The organism is Gilvimarinus chinensis DSM 19667 (genome assembly GCF_000377745.1).
Classification (GTDB): domain Bacteria; phylum Pseudomonadota; class Gammaproteobacteria; order Pseudomonadales; family Cellvibrionaceae; genus Gilvimarinus; species Gilvimarinus chinensis.
This window is the reverse complement of record NZ_KB898709.1, coordinates 337,158-353,492: the sequence shown is the minus strand read 5'-3', so window position 1 is coordinate 353,492 and position 16,335 is coordinate 337,158. Positions and strand designations below refer to the sequence as shown.

At 52.4% G+C, this 16,335-nt stretch carries 15 protein-coding genes; 5 read left to right on the top strand and 10 right to left on the bottom strand.

What is annotated here, in order from left to right:
- The first annotated feature begins 97 nt into the window (after positions 1-97).
- The 4 genes from D568_RS0113120 (at position 98) to D568_RS0113105 (ending at position 8,201) form a co-directional block, all read left to right on the top strand.
- Positions 98-1,834, top strand: a complete 1,737-nt coding sequence (locus D568_RS0113120) for an autotransporter assembly complex protein TamA (protein ID WP_020210069.1) — start codon at positions 98-100, stop codon at positions 1,832-1,834.
- A 47-nt stretch (positions 1,835-1,881) separates the two neighbouring features.
- Complete coding sequence (locus D568_RS0113115; protein ID WP_157497865.1) at positions 1,882-5,358, top strand: translocation/assembly module TamB domain-containing protein; 3,477 nt, start codon at positions 1,882-1,884, stop codon at positions 5,356-5,358.
- A 249-nt stretch (positions 5,359-5,607) separates the two neighbouring features.
- A complete protein-coding gene (locus D568_RS0113110) occupies positions 5,608-6,423 on the top strand; it encodes a formate/nitrite transporter family protein (RefSeq protein ID WP_020210067.1) in 816 nt (271 codons plus the stop codon).
- Positions 6,424-6,479: 56 nt separating this feature from the next.
- Positions 6,480-8,201, top strand: a complete 1,722-nt coding sequence (locus D568_RS0113105) for a bifunctional protein-serine/threonine kinase/phosphatase (protein ID WP_020210066.1) — start codon at positions 6,480-6,482, stop codon at positions 8,199-8,201.
- Positions 8,202-8,277: 76 nt separating this feature from the next.
- On the opposite strand, the gene D568_RS0113100 is transcribed toward D568_RS0113105, so the two are convergent.
- Genes D568_RS0113100 through D568_RS0113090 form a run of 3 tightly spaced genes read right to left on the bottom strand, consistent with a single transcriptional unit; the run spans position 8,278 to position 11,541 of the window.
- Positions 8,278-8,682, bottom strand: coding sequence for a hypothetical protein (locus D568_RS0113100; RefSeq protein WP_020210065.1), 405 nt, complete (start codon positions 8,680-8,682; stop codon positions 8,278-8,280).
- Positions 8,683-8,697: 15 nt separating this feature from the next.
- Positions 8,698-9,915, bottom strand: a complete 1,218-nt coding sequence (locus D568_RS0113095) for a porin (protein ID WP_020210064.1) — start codon at positions 9,913-9,915, stop codon at positions 8,698-8,700.
- A 21-nt stretch (positions 9,916-9,936) separates the two neighbouring features.
- Positions 9,937-11,541: a methyl-accepting chemotaxis protein gene (locus D568_RS0113090; RefSeq protein WP_020210063.1), complete on the bottom strand. Its 1,605-nt coding sequence runs from the start codon at positions 11,539-11,541 to the stop codon at positions 9,937-9,939.
- Between the two features lie 263 nt (positions 11,542-11,804).
- Between D568_RS0113090 and D568_RS0113085 the strand changes: the two genes are divergently transcribed.
- Entirely contained in the window at positions 11,805-12,017 is a 213-nt protein-coding gene (locus D568_RS0113085; protein ID WP_020210062.1) for a DUF2061 domain-containing protein, read from the top strand.
- Between the two features lie 66 nt (positions 12,018-12,083).
- Here D568_RS0113085 and tatC read toward each other — a convergent pair whose 3' ends face one another.
- From tatC to D568_RS0113050, 7 genes are read right to left on the bottom strand one after another with little or no spacing between them, the layout of a single operon-like run.
- Positions 12,084-12,848, bottom strand: coding sequence for a twin-arginine translocase subunit TatC (gene tatC, locus D568_RS0113080; protein ID WP_020210061.1), 765 nt, complete (start codon positions 12,846-12,848; stop codon positions 12,084-12,086).
- On the bottom strand, positions 12,845-13,255 hold the full coding sequence (tatB, locus tag D568_RS0113075; RefSeq protein WP_020210060.1) for a Sec-independent protein translocase protein TatB: 411 nt from the start codon (positions 13,253-13,255) through the stop codon (positions 12,845-12,847). Before tatB ends, tatC begins: the two co-directional genes overlap by 4 nt.
- Before the next feature lie 9 nt (positions 13,256-13,264).
- Positions 13,265-13,504, bottom strand: coding sequence for a twin-arginine translocase TatA/TatE family subunit (gene tatA / locus D568_RS0113070; protein WP_342661974.1), 240 nt, complete (start codon positions 13,502-13,504; stop codon positions 13,265-13,267).
- A gap of 28 nt (positions 13,505-13,532) precedes the next feature.
- Positions 13,533-13,874 (bottom strand): phosphoribosyl-ATP diphosphatase, encoded by a 342-nt coding sequence (locus D568_RS0113065; RefSeq protein WP_020210058.1) that lies wholly within the window; start codon positions 13,872-13,874, stop codon positions 13,533-13,535.
- Positions 13,874-14,269, bottom strand: a complete 396-nt coding sequence (gene hisI, locus D568_RS0113060) for a phosphoribosyl-AMP cyclohydrolase (protein ID WP_020210057.1) — start codon at positions 14,267-14,269, stop codon at positions 13,874-13,876. The genes D568_RS0113065 and hisI overlap by 1 nt, the downstream gene beginning before the upstream one ends.
- A complete protein-coding gene (locus tag D568_RS0113055; RefSeq protein ID WP_020210056.1) occupies positions 14,266-15,057 on the bottom strand; it encodes an aldo/keto reductase in 792 nt (263 codons plus the stop codon). The genes hisI and D568_RS0113055 overlap by 4 nt, the downstream gene beginning before the upstream one ends.
- Complete coding sequence (locus D568_RS0113050) at positions 15,054-16,265, bottom strand: NAD(P)/FAD-dependent oxidoreductase (protein WP_020210055.1); 1,212 nt, start codon at positions 16,263-16,265, stop codon at positions 15,054-15,056. Before D568_RS0113050 ends, D568_RS0113055 begins: the two co-directional genes overlap by 4 nt.
- Positions 16,266-16,335: the final 70 nt, after the last annotated feature.

Genomic DNA, 16,335 nt, shown 5'->3' with positions numbered 1-16,335 from the left:
GCGCTCGGCAAAAATTGGCTTGTCACGTGCTTGTGGATGATAAACTGTAAAGCTGAATGAATACCAACCTGGCTGTTAGGCTGGCCAGGTTATTAGTATGAACGGGAGTGTTATGTCTCAAGGCTGGGCAAAGCTGTGGTGGTTGCTTGCATTGGTATCTGTGCGTGCGACAGCGGCTCCCGAGTTAGTGTTATCAGGCGGCAGTGATGAACTGCGCGATAACATTCGTGCCTATCTGAACGTCGAGAGTCAGTCTTGCCGATTGGCGCGCTGGCATGTGCGCGCCCTGGGCGAAGAGTTTGACAGACGCATGACCGAGGCGGCCCAAGCTCTGGGCTATTACCAGCTTCAAGCTGAGAAAAGCTTCGATCGAACCGAAAATTGTTGGCGTTTAACGCTCGCCATTACACCTGGTCCCATCACCACTTATGAGCAAGTAGAAATTTTGCTTGAGGGTGAGGGCAAAGACAATGCTGCACTGGCTAAACTGGTCAAAGACACTCGCTTGAAGCCGGGTGCACCTCTTAATCATGGTGAGTACGAATCGTTTAAAACCCGATTGTTGCAGACGGCCAGCGCGCAGGGCTTTTTTGATGCCAATTTAGTTCGCTCGGAAGTGCTGGTATCGCAAGAGCACAACAGTGCCCGCGTGCATTTAATTCTGGATACTCAGGCTCGGTATCGGGTGGGTGAGGTCACGGTAACTCATGACATCCTGCGCGATAGCTTGATTGATCGTTACATTACATTAACGCGAGGTCAGGCGTACCGCTCAGAGGACCTGGTCAAGCTGCGCAGCGAGTTGCAGGCCAGTAATTATTTCGGCTCGGTAAGTGTTAAACCTCAATTAAATGCGCTGCAAGATGGTGAAGTGCCTATCCATGTTGAGCTGTTAAAAGGTCCCAAGCACAGTTATTCGGTGGGTGTGGGTTATGCATCGGACATTGGCCCGCGAGTTTTACTGGGGTATGAAAACCGTTACCTTAACAGCCGTGGGCACAGCCTGGATGCCACAGTTAATGCCTCTGAGGTAATCACTACCTACCAGGTGGGTTACTCCATTCCCATGGCTAGGCCCGCCTACGAAGTGTTGCGTTTATATACCGGCTTTACTCAAGAAGATATAAACAATTCGGTGAGCAATCGCCTGGCCACAGGCTTAAATTACTCCAGCTGGGAAAGCAGCCAATGGTTAAATAACTTTGGTCTCAGTTTCGAGGAAGAGGAATACCGTTTTGGTGATGCGCCGTCGCAAACCTCGGAGCTGATTATTCCTGTGTACTCCACCTCTTATTCCAGCTCGACCGATGTGCAGTATCCGCGCCGGGGCTGGAATATTCTGCTGCGCGTCAAAGGTGCCAGTGATGCGTTTGTCTCCAGTACCGACTTTGCGCAAATTTATTCGCGGGTGAAGTTTATTTTGCCTTTGGGCGATGGACGCTTGCTGTTTCGCGCTGAAGGCGGCGTAACGGAAGTGGATGATTTTAATAAGTTGCCCATTTCGCAGCGCTTTTTCGCCGGCGGTGATGCCAGCGTGCGCGGCTATGACTACAAAACCCTGGGGCCAAAAAACGACGATGGCGTGGTGATTGGCGGTTCTCGGGTGCTGACGGGTAGCGTAGAGTACGACCATCGAGTGTATGGAGACTTCTCGCTGGCGGCTTTTTACGATGAGGGCACGGCGTTTAACAAAGGGTATCTCGATCCGTATCGAGGTGTTGGTGTGGGGGTGCGCTGGATTTCTCCTGTAGGGCCGGTACGCGCAGATATTGCCAAGGCATTAGACGGTAACGAAGGCTGGCGGTTGCATTTAAGTGTGGGGCCAGATTTGTGATTCGACGGTTTCTCCTTCGCGGTATTTTATTTGTTGTAGTGCTGTTCATGTCGCTGCTGTGTGCCGTCACCTTGTTGATTGCCACCGAGCCCGGCACCCGCTGGCTATTGAGTAAAGTGCACGAAGCAACCGGCGTCGAGTTAACCCATGCGCAAGGAGCTTTGCTGCGCGGAGTTGAGCTACAGAATATTCGTTACAACACCGAGGCCATACAGCTCGAGGTACAGCAGCTAGAATTTGCCTGGCATCCGGTAGGGGTATTGTGGGGCGTTTTACTGATCGACAAGCTCTACATTGGTGGTGTTGATATAAGCATTGCCGCCAAAGAGCCGGTGCCCGAGGAGGATGACGCGTTTCAGTGGCCTGATCTTGGTGTGCCCATGTCCTTAGTCGCTCCAGATGTGCTTCTGACCCGTGTACAGGTCAGCTACTCCGACGTGGCCTATTCGCTGGATAATTTAGCCGCCGAGCTTACCTACGGCCCTCGCTCGCTTACTATCGATAAACTAACCGTGGATACGGCAGGGCACACACTGTCCTTGCAGGGTACTGCGAGTTTGAGTTACCCGTATGGGTTGGAAGTTACCGCTGCGGCTCATCTTTTGCCTACACCGAAATCGCAAAGCGTTACAGATATCAGCCGGTTTGTGCCCGAGGTTTTATACCGCAACCAGCTTCAGGCGCAACTCGAGGCCAGTGGCAATATTACCCAACTGGATTTCACGTTAGCCACTGAATTACCCGCTGAAATAAATGCTCACGGACACTGGTCTACAGGTATAGCAAACCCCGCTCAGCTACAGGCTACATTAACTTCTCCGACGCAGCCGGTGGCGGCGTATTGGGCGGATGTAACAGCCGTAGAGGGAATGGAGGCCGGTGGCGAGTTAAGTCTGTCGGGTTGGTTGAATGATTACCAGGCAGAATTTGACGGCCAGTATTCGTTAGTGGGTTACCCGAACGTGGAGGTCGCTCTGGAGGCAGAGGGCAACCTGCAGGGTTTGGGTCTGCCGCTGATAGATTTGGCGGCTAATGAAATGACATTGACGGGCAATGGCAAGGTGCATTGGCAGGATTATGTGGCTTGGGGAGTCGATGCACACGTCGAACAAGTTAACCCCGCTGTGGTAATGCAGGATTGGCCGGGGCAATTAACAGGGGATGTTTCTACCTCGGGTCGCTGGCAAAACAATGAGCTGAACCTGGATGCCACGCTCAAACACTTAAGCGGAAGTTTACGCGGACTTGCGGTGCAGGGAGAGGGGGCGGCAAGTCTGTCGGCAGAGACATTAACGCTCTCTGGCGTGCAACTTTCACTGGGCGGAAATCTGCTTCAGGTGAATGGCCATATCGGTGATACTTTTGGCCTGGACTGGACGGTGCGTGCGCCACTGTTGGAGCAGATTGATCCACGCATTGGCGGTCAGCTCGATGCCTCAGGACATTTAGGGGGCAACCGGCAGAACCCCCAGCTTGAGGGCGGAGCCACGGCGGTAAATCTACACTGGGGGGAGTATCGCATCGAGCAGCTGGCGCTGGAGTCTCAGATGACGGACTCGCAGCGGCAAAAACTTTTACTGCGAGCTGAGGCTAAAGGGCTTGAGCTGGCGGGTAATCGTTACGAAAGCGCAAACGTTCTGTTTACCGGCAGTGCCAAGAATCATCGTATAGAGGCAGAATTAGGGCAGGATCGATTTGCCAATGCGAACACTCAACTCAGTGGTGCCTGGGATGGCCAGACGTGGCAGGGGCAGCTGCAGGCTCTATCGCTTGTTACGCCGTACATTCGCCCCCTGGAATTAAAAAATCCCGTAGAGGTAAGCGCTTCGGCCGAACAGGTCACCGTTGGCGATCTTTGTCTGCTGACTCGCCAGCGGGAGACCGATGAAGTGCATTCATCGGCCTGTGCTACCGGTAGTTGGAAGCAGGGAGTGGGGGCCGATGGTCAATTGGCCGTGGAACGTTTACCGCTCGATTTGCTACGCCGCTGGTTGAAAGAAGAGGTGGATGTAGAAGGCTACTTACAGGGGAGCGGCGAGTTTGCCTGGTCTGAAGGTGGGGTGCCTCAACTTGACGCCGATTTTACGGCAGTAGATGGCGCGTTTATTTATCGCCTGAATGACGCCGAAAGTGATACTTACCCGCTGGAAGAATTCGGCTTAAATATACAGCAGCAAAATGCTCTTCTTACCGCTCGCGCCGAGCTGGCCTTTAGCGGTTACGGTCAGGTTGAAGCTGAGGTGCGTGCGCAGATGGACAGCAAAGCGTTGCAAGGTGAAGTGTTAGCGCAGATGCAGAGCCTGTCACCGCTCGAAGCGCTGTTACCTGCGGTACGCGATATAGACGGGCGTCTGGATGCTCGTGCGCAGATATCCGGCACTGTCACCGACCCACAGTTGAGCCTCAATGTGCGTGTCGCTGATACAACGTTTGAGTCCCCTTCACTGGGCGTCAGTTTTACTCAGCTCAATGCCGTTGTGCAGGGCAACCAAGATGCGATGACCGCCGAGGTGAATACACAAGCGGGAGACAGTGGCACCTTATCCCTGCAGGTATCGGCCAGCGATTTGCTGGAGTCGGATTGGCAGCTTCAGGCCGCTCTCACAGGTGAGCATGCCCATGTGATGGACAGTGAGCTGCTTAATTTATTTTTTACTCCAGACTTAACGCTGCGAGCAAGCGCCGAACGCATTGAAGTATCTGGGCGGGCTTTAGTGCCTGAGGCGCATGCAGTGATTAACACCTTACCCGTGTCGGCTACTAAAGTTTCTGACGATGTGGTGGTCATCGATGTGGCCGACCCGCAAGATCATAATACAATCCCAGTGTATGCGAATGTTGACTTTGCATTGGGTGAAAAAGTCAGCTTCGATGCCGCCGGATTTAAAGCGCGGTTAGGTGGCGAGTTAAGTATTGATAAATCCCCCGAGCGCGCACTGTTCGCGCTCGGCAACATCAATATTATCGATGGCCGATTTCAAGCCTATGGCCAGGATTTAACCATTGAAAAAGGTACCCTTGCTTTTCAAGGGGCCATGGATAACCCAGGCTTAAATGTGACGGCCACCCGCGAAGTCGAAGACGTACAGGTTGGTCTGATCATTGGCGGTACTTTGCAAAATCCCACCAGTGAAATTTATTCGCGCCCTCAGCAAACCGAAAGCGATGCCATGAGTATGTTGTTTACCGGTAAGCCGATCAGCGGCGCCTCATCGGGCGAAGCATCGATGCTGGTGAATGCGATTGCCAAGCTCGGCATTAAGCGTGGCCAGTTTGTGGCCGACGATATTGCCGGGCGCTTTGGACTGGATGAGCTGACGATTAAATCGGACGACGATGTAAAAGACAGCAGCCTGTGGCTGGGTAAATACCTTACCGAAGACTTATACGTTCACTACGCCATTGGCTTGTTCGACAGCATTTCCACCGTGGGGCTAACCTATTTTATTTCCGATAACCTTCGTCTTGAGGCCGAATCGGGTGAGGTGCAGAGTGCGGATTTGATTTTCCGTATGGAGCGATAGTTTTTGGTGCGTCTGCACCATCAAAAATTTTGCTTTGCACTGTTTTTGCTCGACCCTATCGTCTTCTGAAAAGCGCTAAAGTTGGTCGCGTGCTTTATTGTGGTGCGAATTTTTGCTGCTTATTTTCGTCCTGTTTTTCCAAGCCTTTATTTTTTCCCTTTTGAATCAGGGGGTTGCTGGTTTTGTCTCGCTTGGCATAAGCTTTGCCATCTAGGGTTTGACAGCACCTCTTAATTGGAAGGAAATCCTATGGCTTATATCGAACCCTCCGAGTTCGTCACCAAAATGGTCGACGCCGGCGAGCAGAAAGTTTACATGTCCACCAAGGACACCTTAATTCGCGCGTTTATGGCGGGTGCCATTTTGGGCCTGGCAGCCATGTTTGCCATTACCGTCATCGTTAAAACGGGCAGCCCACTGGTTGGCTCACTGTTGTTTCCGGTGGGCTTTATCATGCTGTACCTGATGAAGTTCGATCTGCTGACCGGGGTGTTCACATTGGTGCCTTTGGCGTTAATTGATAAGCGCCCCGGTGTGACCTTTGGTCAGGTAATGCGCAACTGGGGGCTGGTGTTCTGCGGCAACTTTGCCGGTGCGTTAACCGTTGCCTTTTTTATGTCGTTTATTCTGACTTATGGTTACAACGTGGATGGCGGCGCGCTGGCGGCCAAAGTGGGCGAGATTGGCGAATCCCGTACCGTGGGTTATCAGGCGCATGGTCTGGACGGCTGGATCACTATTTTTATTCGCGGCATGTTGTGTAACTGGATGGTATCAATGGGCGTTGTGGGTGCGATGATTTCCACCTCCGCTACCGGTAAAATGGCGGCTATGTGGATGCCGGTCATGCTCTTCTTCTTTATGGGTTTTGAGCACTCCATTGTGAATATGTTTTTATTCCCCTTCTCGATGATTATGGGTGGCGACTTTACGGTGGCTGATTACCTGCTGTGGAACGAGTTGCCCACCGCCTTGGGTAATCTGGTGGGTGGCTTCCTGCTGGTGGGCTTACCTTTGTATTACACCCATGTGCGGACCAGCCCCGAGCGTAGCATCGGTCGTTAATCCGCACCTTGTAAAAGCTCCGCTCGTTAACAATGAGCGGAGCTTTTTGGTTTTTTATGAGCAAAACATTAAAAGTCCGCATTGGTCAGTGTACGGATAAGGGCCTTAAAAAAATAAACCAGGACTTTGTCGGTGCCTGTACGCCAAACGAGCCACAGCTAAGCAGTAAAGGTATCGCGGTTGCACTGGCCGATGGCATTAGCAGCAGCAATGTCAGTCAGGTTGCCGCCGAAACGGCGGTGTCGAGTTTTTTAGGCGACTACTACTGCACCTCGGAAGCCTGGTCGGTAAAAAACTCCGCGCACAAGGTATTGCAGGCGACCAACTCGTGGCTTTACTCGCAAACCCGCAACAGCCCGTATCGGTACGAGCGCGATAAAGGTTACATCTGCACCTTTTGTGCGTTGATTATTAAATCCAATACCTGCCATTTATTTCATTCCGGCGACAGTCGAATCTACCGCCTTTGCGGCACTGCGCTTGAACCCCTAACGGAAGATCATCGCCATCGGGCCAGCCCCGACAGCAGCTACCTCACCAGAGCTTTAGGCATACAACAAGCATTAGAGCTGGATTACCAACAGCTGCCTGTAGAAGAAGGGGATCAATTTTTACTGGCAACCGATGGTGTGTATGAATTTGTCAGCGCCGAAGACATCGCGCACGCCTGGCAGACCCACGGTAAAGATTTAAATGCCGCGGCTCGTGCGATTGTTGATAAAGCACTCGCCAATGGCAGTGACGATAATTTAAGTGTGCAACTGGTTCAGGTAGAGCAATTGCCCGCGCAGGCGGTGCACGAGGTGCAGCAGCAATTGCACAGCTTGCCATTGCCACCAAGGCTGCAAGCGCGCATGGAGTTTGATGGTTATAAAATTGTGCGCGATATTTATATCAGCAGTCGCAGCCATGTGTTTTTAGCCGAAGATATTAAAAGCAGGCAACAAGTGGTGATTAAAACACCCTCGGTTGAGGCGCGTGGCAATCAGGTGTATTTAGAACGTTTTTTGATGGAAGATTGGATTGCCCGTCGTCTGGATAATCTGCACATACTCAAAGCGGTCGACAATTCAAGAAAGCGACATTATTTGTATTTGGTGACCGAATACATCGATGGGCAAACACTGGTGCAGTGGATGCGCGACAACCCAAAACCCACACTTGAAAAAGTGCGCGACATCATTGAGCAAATTGCCCGAGGGTTACAGGCCTTCCATCGCCAGGAAATGATCCATCAGGACTTGCGCCCCAACAATGTCATGATCGATAGCGAAGGCACGGTTAAAATAATCGACTTTGGTGCAACCAAGGTGGCTGGAGTGGCAGAGGTTTTACCCGAAGGTGGCGACATCCAGGGTACGGCTCAGTTTACGGCACCGGAATATTTTGCCGGAGAGATACCAACGTCGCGCGCGGATATTTTTTCCCTAGGGGTGATTGCCTATCAAATGCTAAGTGGCCACCTGCCTTATGGTTCAGCCGTTTCCCGTGCTCGCTCGGCGCGTGCGCAGCAGAAGTTACACTACCGACCTTTGGCGATGAGACGCCGCGACATTCCGGAGTGGGTGGATGAGGCAATAGCGAAAGCGGTACACGTCAAACCCTTAAAGCGCTACGCAGAGCTGAGCGAATTTATGGCTGATTTACGCAAGCCTAATCGTGCGTTTGTGAATAAAGCCAGGCCGCCACTGATTGAGCGCAACCCGGTCATGTTTTGGCAGGGGGTGTCTTTGCTGCTGTTTGCCTTACTGATCTGGCAGCAAATGAACACCTTGTAAATATAAAGCCGGCAAATGCCGGCTTTATTCTGATCAGTGCGTACGAATGTCAGTATTCTTTGTCAGCACTTCTGTATTAAGGCGTTAAGATAACTTTAACTGAATCATCCACATCGCTTGAATCAATGTAGCCCACCGCACCGGGCGTGCTCGCCACGGATGCTTTCACGGCGGCAGCGGAGTTTAGCGTGCGCGGCGGTTGCCCCTTACCGGTAAAAACCTGCTTGGACCAAAACGCATTGTATTGAGCTTGAGAGCGACCCGTGACTTTACTGTGAAATTCTTCACGCAAAGCTTGCCCTGTTTCCAGGTCAATAGGGTCTGCGGGTTGACCGTTGGGTAAGGTTTTACTGCGCCCGATGAATAAGTCTCGAACCTCATTGGCATCCATAGCATCCGGACCTGAAGCGTTGGTGATCACAACAACCTCGGCGTAGCTAAACGGGGCCAGCATACATAAAGCTAATAATAAGTTTCGCATGAGTTTACTGCCCTTTTAAAACGCTGAATCAATTTTGATGGTGTACACGTCGATATCGTCGTACGAGATAACCGGGCCAATGTTTCCGGGTAAGCCTCCGCCGGTATCGCCGAAATCCGTTGCGCGCGTCACATCAAACTTCACCGCCACGTTACTGGCCAGATCCCAGCGTAGCCCTAAGCTATAGGCGGTACGCTCAGAGCTTTGAACGTCGGATAACGCAACAGCTGCAATATTTCCATACAGCGGGTTGCCTGGGGTAGTGATGGCCTGGTAAATAAATTCTCGCGAGTAGGGGCGCTCGTCATCGTCGGTGGACTCTTGCATCGAATAAGTAAAATAGGGGGCAAGGCTTCCAAACGTATACGCGAAAGTTAAATAGCCTGAGTCGGTATCCGGTGTTGAACCTTCAATTTCCAGGCGGGTAAATTCTGAAATAACTTGTAAGCTTCCGTTATTGTAGCTGGCGCCCAGGCCGTAAAAGTCGGTTTGTAAATCGTCGCCACCGGTGGTGATTTCCGCAGTGGCGTAGTTGCCGCGCACAGTCCAGATGAAATCTGTCCATGTGGCTGAGCCGCCAAATAAATCGTTGACTTCCAATCGGAGGGTCTGGCCAAGGTTGCTGATGGTTTCCTCAGACTCACCCATAAAAGCCTGAAAGGTCAGCGTCGACATATCAAAATTCACGTCATAAAGTGCATCGACACCCGTATAGCTGGTGATGGGTACATTGCCATACACTTCTTCGGGGGGGCGAATCCAGGGTTGGGCGTAACCTACTTCCAGCGAATCCGAATACATATACAGGGGCAGTCGCATTTTACCTGCGCGCATTTTCAACTCAGGGGTAAACTGGTGACTGATGTAAGCCCATTCAATGGTCGGGTCCCAATCTTCGCTACCTCGACCCACAAGTTGCATTGTGACTTCGGTGTCGTCGGTGAGGGTGAAAGCACCTTGCAGACCGAACAAACTTTCCTCGTTGAAGGTGCCTTCTTCTGTGTAGCCCGCGTATCCGCCGTCATTACTGGCCATACCATAGGCAATACTTAAAAACCCGTTGAAGCGTAAACGGCTTTCTTCCGGTGCGTTAACTTGATTCTGTAGTGTTTGTAGTTGTTGTTCTAATTGTTCAATACGTTGGTCTGCAGAGTTATCCTGTGCGGTTGCGTACGATGTGCAGAGCAGAGCGCTTACCGCGAGCGCCAACGCTTTATTTGAGTGGGGTATCATCCATTTTTCTCCTTGGGGAAATTAAACTTTAAACTGTGAGGCAACCTTACCCAGTCGTTGAGAGATGCTATCGATGTCATGGCATATCTCGTTCATCGAACTTGTACTGGCGGTTACGGTTTCTGTATTTTGGTGAATGGCCGTAACGTGTGAAACGACGTCGTTAAATGTATTGCTTTGCTGGTAGGTAGCTGAGGCTATTTGCTCGTTAATCGTACTGATTTCGCTAACGCTGGCAAGTATGGTGTGCAGTGCTTGCTCAGATTCACGCGTAGCTTCTACACCTGATTGCGCGCGTTCCACGCTGGACTCCATTGCGGTTACAGCGCTTTTAGACACCTGTTGTAACTCGTTAATAACATCCTGAATTTCCTCTGTAGCCTGGCGGGTTCGTACCGCAAGCCCTCTGACCTCATCGGCTACGACGGCAAACCCGCGACCATGTTCGCCAGCTCGTGCCGCTTCGATGGCGGCGTTTAAAGCGAGTAGATTGGTTTGTTCGGCAACATTTTGAATAGTATTAAGCAGCTGACCTACATCACTGCTGAAGCCTTCAAATTTATTGACCACCTCCGCAGAACTTTGCACGTCGCTTGCCAGCGCGGTAATGGTTTCGACATTGGCGTTAAGGCGCGCCTGCCCTTGTGCGGCTGTCTGATTGATTTCACGGGCTCGGCCAGACGCATTACTTGAATAGCTGGCTACCTGCTGAACGCTAGTCATAAGTTCCTCAATAGCGTTGCGGGTTGCCGAAATGGCTTCAGCTTGGGCACTAATTTCGCGTACGTTTTCTCCACTAGTGTGGGTGAGACGGGAGGATACCGCGCTTAGCGAGCTAACGTCCTTTAGCACGTCGGCAAATGAGCTGTGCAGCTTTTCAACAAAAGCGTTAAAGTTTTCAGCAAGTTCTAGAATTTCATCATTACCGCGGTAATGAATCCTGGAGGTTAAATCGCCTTCGCCGGACGCCATTTCTCGCAGCGAGTGCGACACCTGCTCAAGATTTCGGGTAATAGATCTGCCAATGAGAAGGCTGAGGATTATCAGTACGAAGGCCGCCAGGAGAGCAATAACGAGAGAAATACGACTGGCGCTAGCAGAATCTTTCACGGTATCACTGATAGAGCGGGTAAAAGCAAGTTCGTTATTTTGCTTCATTTGTTCTAGTAACGTGCGTAGTTGATCAAGGCGGTTGGCGTTTGCCCGGGCTTCACCGGCAACTTTAGAGAAATCGACCGTGCCATCGATAAAGCTGCGAGCAATGGTTGTGGCTTGTTTATACCAAAGGCTAAATAGCTCTTGGGCTTGTGAAGCTTGCTGCATACCACCTAATTTGTGCAGTTGATTCAAATTGCGCGTTATTAAATCGTACTGTTTTTGCGCCTCATTCAGAGGTTCGGTATCACCGGTGGTTACTGCAGAGTTAATGTTTTGCTCCATAAGCAGCAAGGTGCCAAGGTTGACCGTGGTAAGTTCAAGGCTGGGGTAAAGGTTAGTTTGCACGTCCTGCAGCCGAGAGGCATTTTCCTTTTCTACCACCAGAGAGTATCCCTGACTAATCACAAAAGCTAAAACAGCGATAGCAACAATTAACAGGAGTTTGTGGGCAATTCTGAGTTTAAGCACGGCCTATCCTTTCTGAGTGCAGCGACAATAGGTTATCGGCCGATTGTTACTACATTAAAGAGGAAAAGGATATTTATTATTAATTTACGGTTAGGTACCGATTTACAGGGCCAGTCATGCCTGCACATCAAGTTCAGTGAAGGGTGTCTTAATAGCTTTGAATTATTATATTCATAGCTACGATTGTTTAGGGTGATAAAATGAGAATGGTTATTATTAACTCAAGGTTGTTGATTCACTTAAATACTTAACCGGAGGCGGTAATGACTAAGACAATCACCTTTGCTGTATTGCACTTCACCGTCGCGTTCACAGTGACTTACCTGTTAACCGGCGATATTTTAATCGGCAGCGCAGTGGCGCTGGTTGAACCAGCGGTAAACACAGTGGCGTTCTACTTCCACGAGATGGGATGGAACCGGTGGGCGAGCAATAAGGATTCCGTTGTAGAGGTATTCGCTCACAGAGCCATGTAACGCAGAGGCGCAGGGTTGTATTTCCTGTGCCTTTTGCTGTTACTTCAGTGTGGAGCTTTCAGGGGCTTACTCGCCGCTACTTTCATGATTCGTTTCGGTAGTGCCGTGCTTGCGATACAGCAAGCGCCCAAAAAACACCCCGGCCTCAAACAGCAGCCACATGGGTAATGCCAACAGTGTTTGTGATACCACATCGGGCGGCGTGAGCAGCATGCCGATAATAAAGCAGCCCACAATAATGTAAGGGCGCTTTTTGGCCAGGCCATCGGGTGTGACCACACCGGCAAGAATCAACAGCACCGCGGCGATCGGGATTTCAAACGCTACGCCAAAGGCGAAAAACAGCTTTAAAACAAAGTCCAGATATCGGCTGATGTCCGTCATGATGGCGACATTGGCAGGCCCCACCGAGGTAAAAAAACCGAATACCAGCGGAAATACCACAAAGTAGGCGAACGCCATTCCGGCGTAAAACAGCAGGACCGATGAGGCGAGAATGGGCAGCGCCAGCTGCTTCTCGTGCTTGTACAAGCCCGGTGCAATAAAAGCCCAGGCCTGATACAAAATAAACGGAATGCTGATGACAAATGCCAGAAACAGGGTGAGTTTAAACGGGGTTAAAAAGGGCGATGCCACTTCCGTAGCGATCATCTGGCTGTTTTCAGGCAGGTAAACCTGCAGCGGCTTGGAGGCAAAATCGTAAATTTCGGCCGAAAACGGCAGCAGGCAGGCGCAGACAATACCCGTTACTAGAATGGCGCGCAGCAAGCGGTTGCGCAGCTCTATTAAATGCTGCACCAAGGGCAGCTCTTGATCGTTGGAGTCGCTCATGATTTGCTGGCATCGTCCGCTTTAGGAGCGTCGCTCTCTGGATTGGCGCTGCTTTCGTGACTGGTGTTGCTCTCGTGGTCCGCTTCGCCGTGGGCGTGCATGGGTGCTTCGCTGGGTGGGCCATAGTGGCCGTGCATACGCTTGGAGCGCTCTGGGTCTACGGCCTGCTCGATGTCGCGGCGGGTGGCCTCGAGGTTGCGCATAATTTCTTCATTGTGCAGTTGGCGACGAATATCATCGGCGCCAATTTGCTTTTCAATTTCGCTGCGGGTTTCGCGCAGGCTGCGCTTAAGCCGGCCAATCCACAGGCTAACGCTGCGCACCGTTTCGGGCAGGCGCTCGGGGCCGATAATCACCAGCGAGACAATGGCGATCACCAGCAGCTCAAAAAAGCCGATATCAAACACGTTTAGGTCTTAGAGGCTTTTGGTTTTATCGTCGCTTTTCGCGGTGTCGGCGTTAGCGCTGTCGGCAGCATCGGCGTCGATTTTTTTCGTGTCTTGCTCTTTGTCTTCGTCGCTCACAGACTTTTTAAAGCCTTTAATGGCTTCGCCTAAATCCGAGCCCATGCCACGCAGACGCTTGGTGCCAAACAGCATAATGACGATGGCGAGTACAATTAACAGTTGCCAGATACTGATGCCAGCCATAGTGATTTCCTCAAATAATCAATGGTGCCTGCGCTTAGGGTTTACGCGCGGCTTTTTCGTCGTGCCCGGAAACGCCAAAGCGACGGGCCAGTTCATTTAATACGCTGTCGGCGGATTCATCCAGGTGCGACAGCATCACCAGCGAGTGGAACCATAAGTCAGCGGTCTCGGCAATTAACTCGCGTTTGTCGCCGCTGGCTTGGGCGTCTTTGGCCGCCAGAATGGTTTCTGTGGCTTCCTCGCCGACTTTTTCCAAAATTTTATTCAAGCCTTTTTGATGCAGGCTGGCGACGTAGGATTTTTCGCCGTCGGCCGCGTTTTTACGTGCCTCCAGAATACGCGTCAGCTCGGCCAGAATATGTTGCGTGTCGCTCATTAATAAATCTCGCTTGGGTCTTTTAGTACCGGGTCTACTGTTTGCCAGCTGCCATCTTTATAGGTGCGGTAAAAACAGCTTTCGCGCCCGGTGTGACAGGCAATACCGCCGAGTTGTTCAACGTGCAGCACAATCACATCCGCGTCGCAGTCCAGGCGCATGTCGTGCAGTTTTTGCACATGGCCGGACGACTCGCCCTTGCGCCATAACTTGCCACGCGAACGCGACCAGTAAATAGCGCGGCCTTCCGCTGCGGTCAGTGCCAGTGCCTCGCGGTTCATCCAGGCCATCATTAAAATGCGGCCGCTTTGGTGGTCTTGGGCGATGGCGGGCACTAGCCCGTTGTCGTCCCATTTTACGTCGTCGAGCCAATCGCTCGCGCTCGCTTGTGTCATGCCAGGCTCCGTTTCGCTTTGGCGATGTTATCACGTAAATGCTGCGGATTGATGGTGCCAATAATGGCACTGGTAACGCCTTTGTGGGCGTAGGCAAAATCCAGGCTGGTTTGCACAGGGTCGGCATCATCGCTGTTTAAATGGCCGCTGGCCAGTGCTTTTTTTAACAGCACCCCTTTGTTTAAACGCAGGCACTCATCAATCACCGGTTGCTCTTCGGTATGGCCCGGATTGTAGGTCACCATAACGCAGTCGGATTCGCGCGCGGCCAGAATGCCTCCGGCGACGGTTTTGGTCGACATGCCAAAGGCGCGAATGTAGCCTTCTTGTTTCAGCTTGGCCAGGGTTTCGAAAGCGCCCGTGTTTTCTATGACGTCTACATCGTTACCGTCCGAGTGTACGAGCACAATGTCCAGCCAGTCGCGGTTCAGGCGCTTTAGTGACCGTTCAACACTGCGGCGAGTATGCTCGGCGCTAAAGTCAAAGTGACTGACGCCGTCTATGTACTCTTCGCCGGTTTTACTGCTGATGACCCAGTCATGAGCGCTGCTGCCCAGCAGCTTTCCCAGGCGCTCTTCGCTAATGCCGTAAGCCGGAGCGGTATCGAGCAGGTTAATGCCACACTCGTGTGCCGTGTCTAGCAGCCGCGCGGCGTCAGCGTCGCTGGGCAGCTCAAAACGGCTGGGGTATTTCACCCCTTGATTGCGGCCAAGTTTTACCGTGCCCCAGCCGATGGCGCTGAGGGTTAATCCGCTTTGGCCCAGGGGGCGCTGATGAAAGCTGCTCATGTTGTCTCCCACGGCAAAGGTGCCACGTGTGGCGGGGATAGTTGTGCGCGTAATGCCGTTAATGCCTGTGCGTCCGCCGCAGCGGGTGAGGGCTGTTGCGCGAGAGCCTGTTGTTCCAGCACCTGGTGCGCCATGTTGGGTGTTAACGTGAGTTTCGTCGGCCAGGCCACGGTCACGTTGTCCAGCCCGGGTACGGGCTCGGCGTAGGCCTGGTCAGGCCTGACCAGGCCCGGCTGTTTGGGTTCGGCGCGCTCTATATAAAGGGTGGAAAATTCGGCACTGGCAAAATCCAACCAGGGAAACAGCTGTGTCAGTTCGGCCCGGCCTTTGGCTATTAGCTCGGCGTCGCTGAGCTGGTAGCCTTCCTCGGCAAGGCTGCCACCCAAGTACCACACCATTCTGCCGTCGGCTGATGGGTGACTGGAAATGGTCAGGCGCGGGGTTTTCTCGGCGCCCAGGCAGTGGCCGTAAAATGCGTAAGGGTTGTTATGGCGTACCACCAGTTGCCGCAGGGGGCGAATTTGCTGTTCCGGTTTGTCTGCCTCCAGTGCCTGCAGCAGTGCCTGGTTGCCTTTACCGGCGGTAAAAATAAACTGGCGTGCGCGGATCACCGTGCCATTACCAAGCTGTAATTCGGCCACTTTGCTCTTGCGGCGCCATTGGTGTTCGGCATTCAGCTGGAAAATGTGTCCGGCGTTGTTATCGGCAAGGTTCGCCACCAGCGACGGGACGTCCACTACCATGTCTACCAGCTTATATAAGCTGCCGCTAAACGCCGGGTTGTCGAACAGGGCGGGGCGGTCTGATTTAGCAACTTTCTCCACGCGCCCGCGCAGGGCGCGGCTGGCAAAAAAGCTGGTGAGTTTACCCAGGGTGGAGGATGACCACATATAAAAGTGGTCACTGAGTATTTTTGTGTTGCGCAGATCCACATCACCGTCGCCCGCCAGGCAGGCGCGCCAGTGTGCGGGCATGTCGGCAATTGCCTCAGAGGCGCCAGACAGCGTGCCCGTTAGGGTGTACTTAACTCCACCGTGAATCATGCCCTGAGAGGCTACCGTTTGCTCGGTGCCCAACGGGCCTTTACTCAGCAGCGCGGTGCAATAGCCCGATTGGCGCAGGCGATCCAGCAGCCACAACCCGGCGATGCCCCCGCCTATAACGGCGACATCCAGGTTGATGTAAGTCTCGGATGAGGTTGCTGACATAACTCTCTTAATGGCTGTGTGCGTTAGGGCGCGTAGTATATCGGCTATTGCGGTTTTTTGCCGGGGCTTG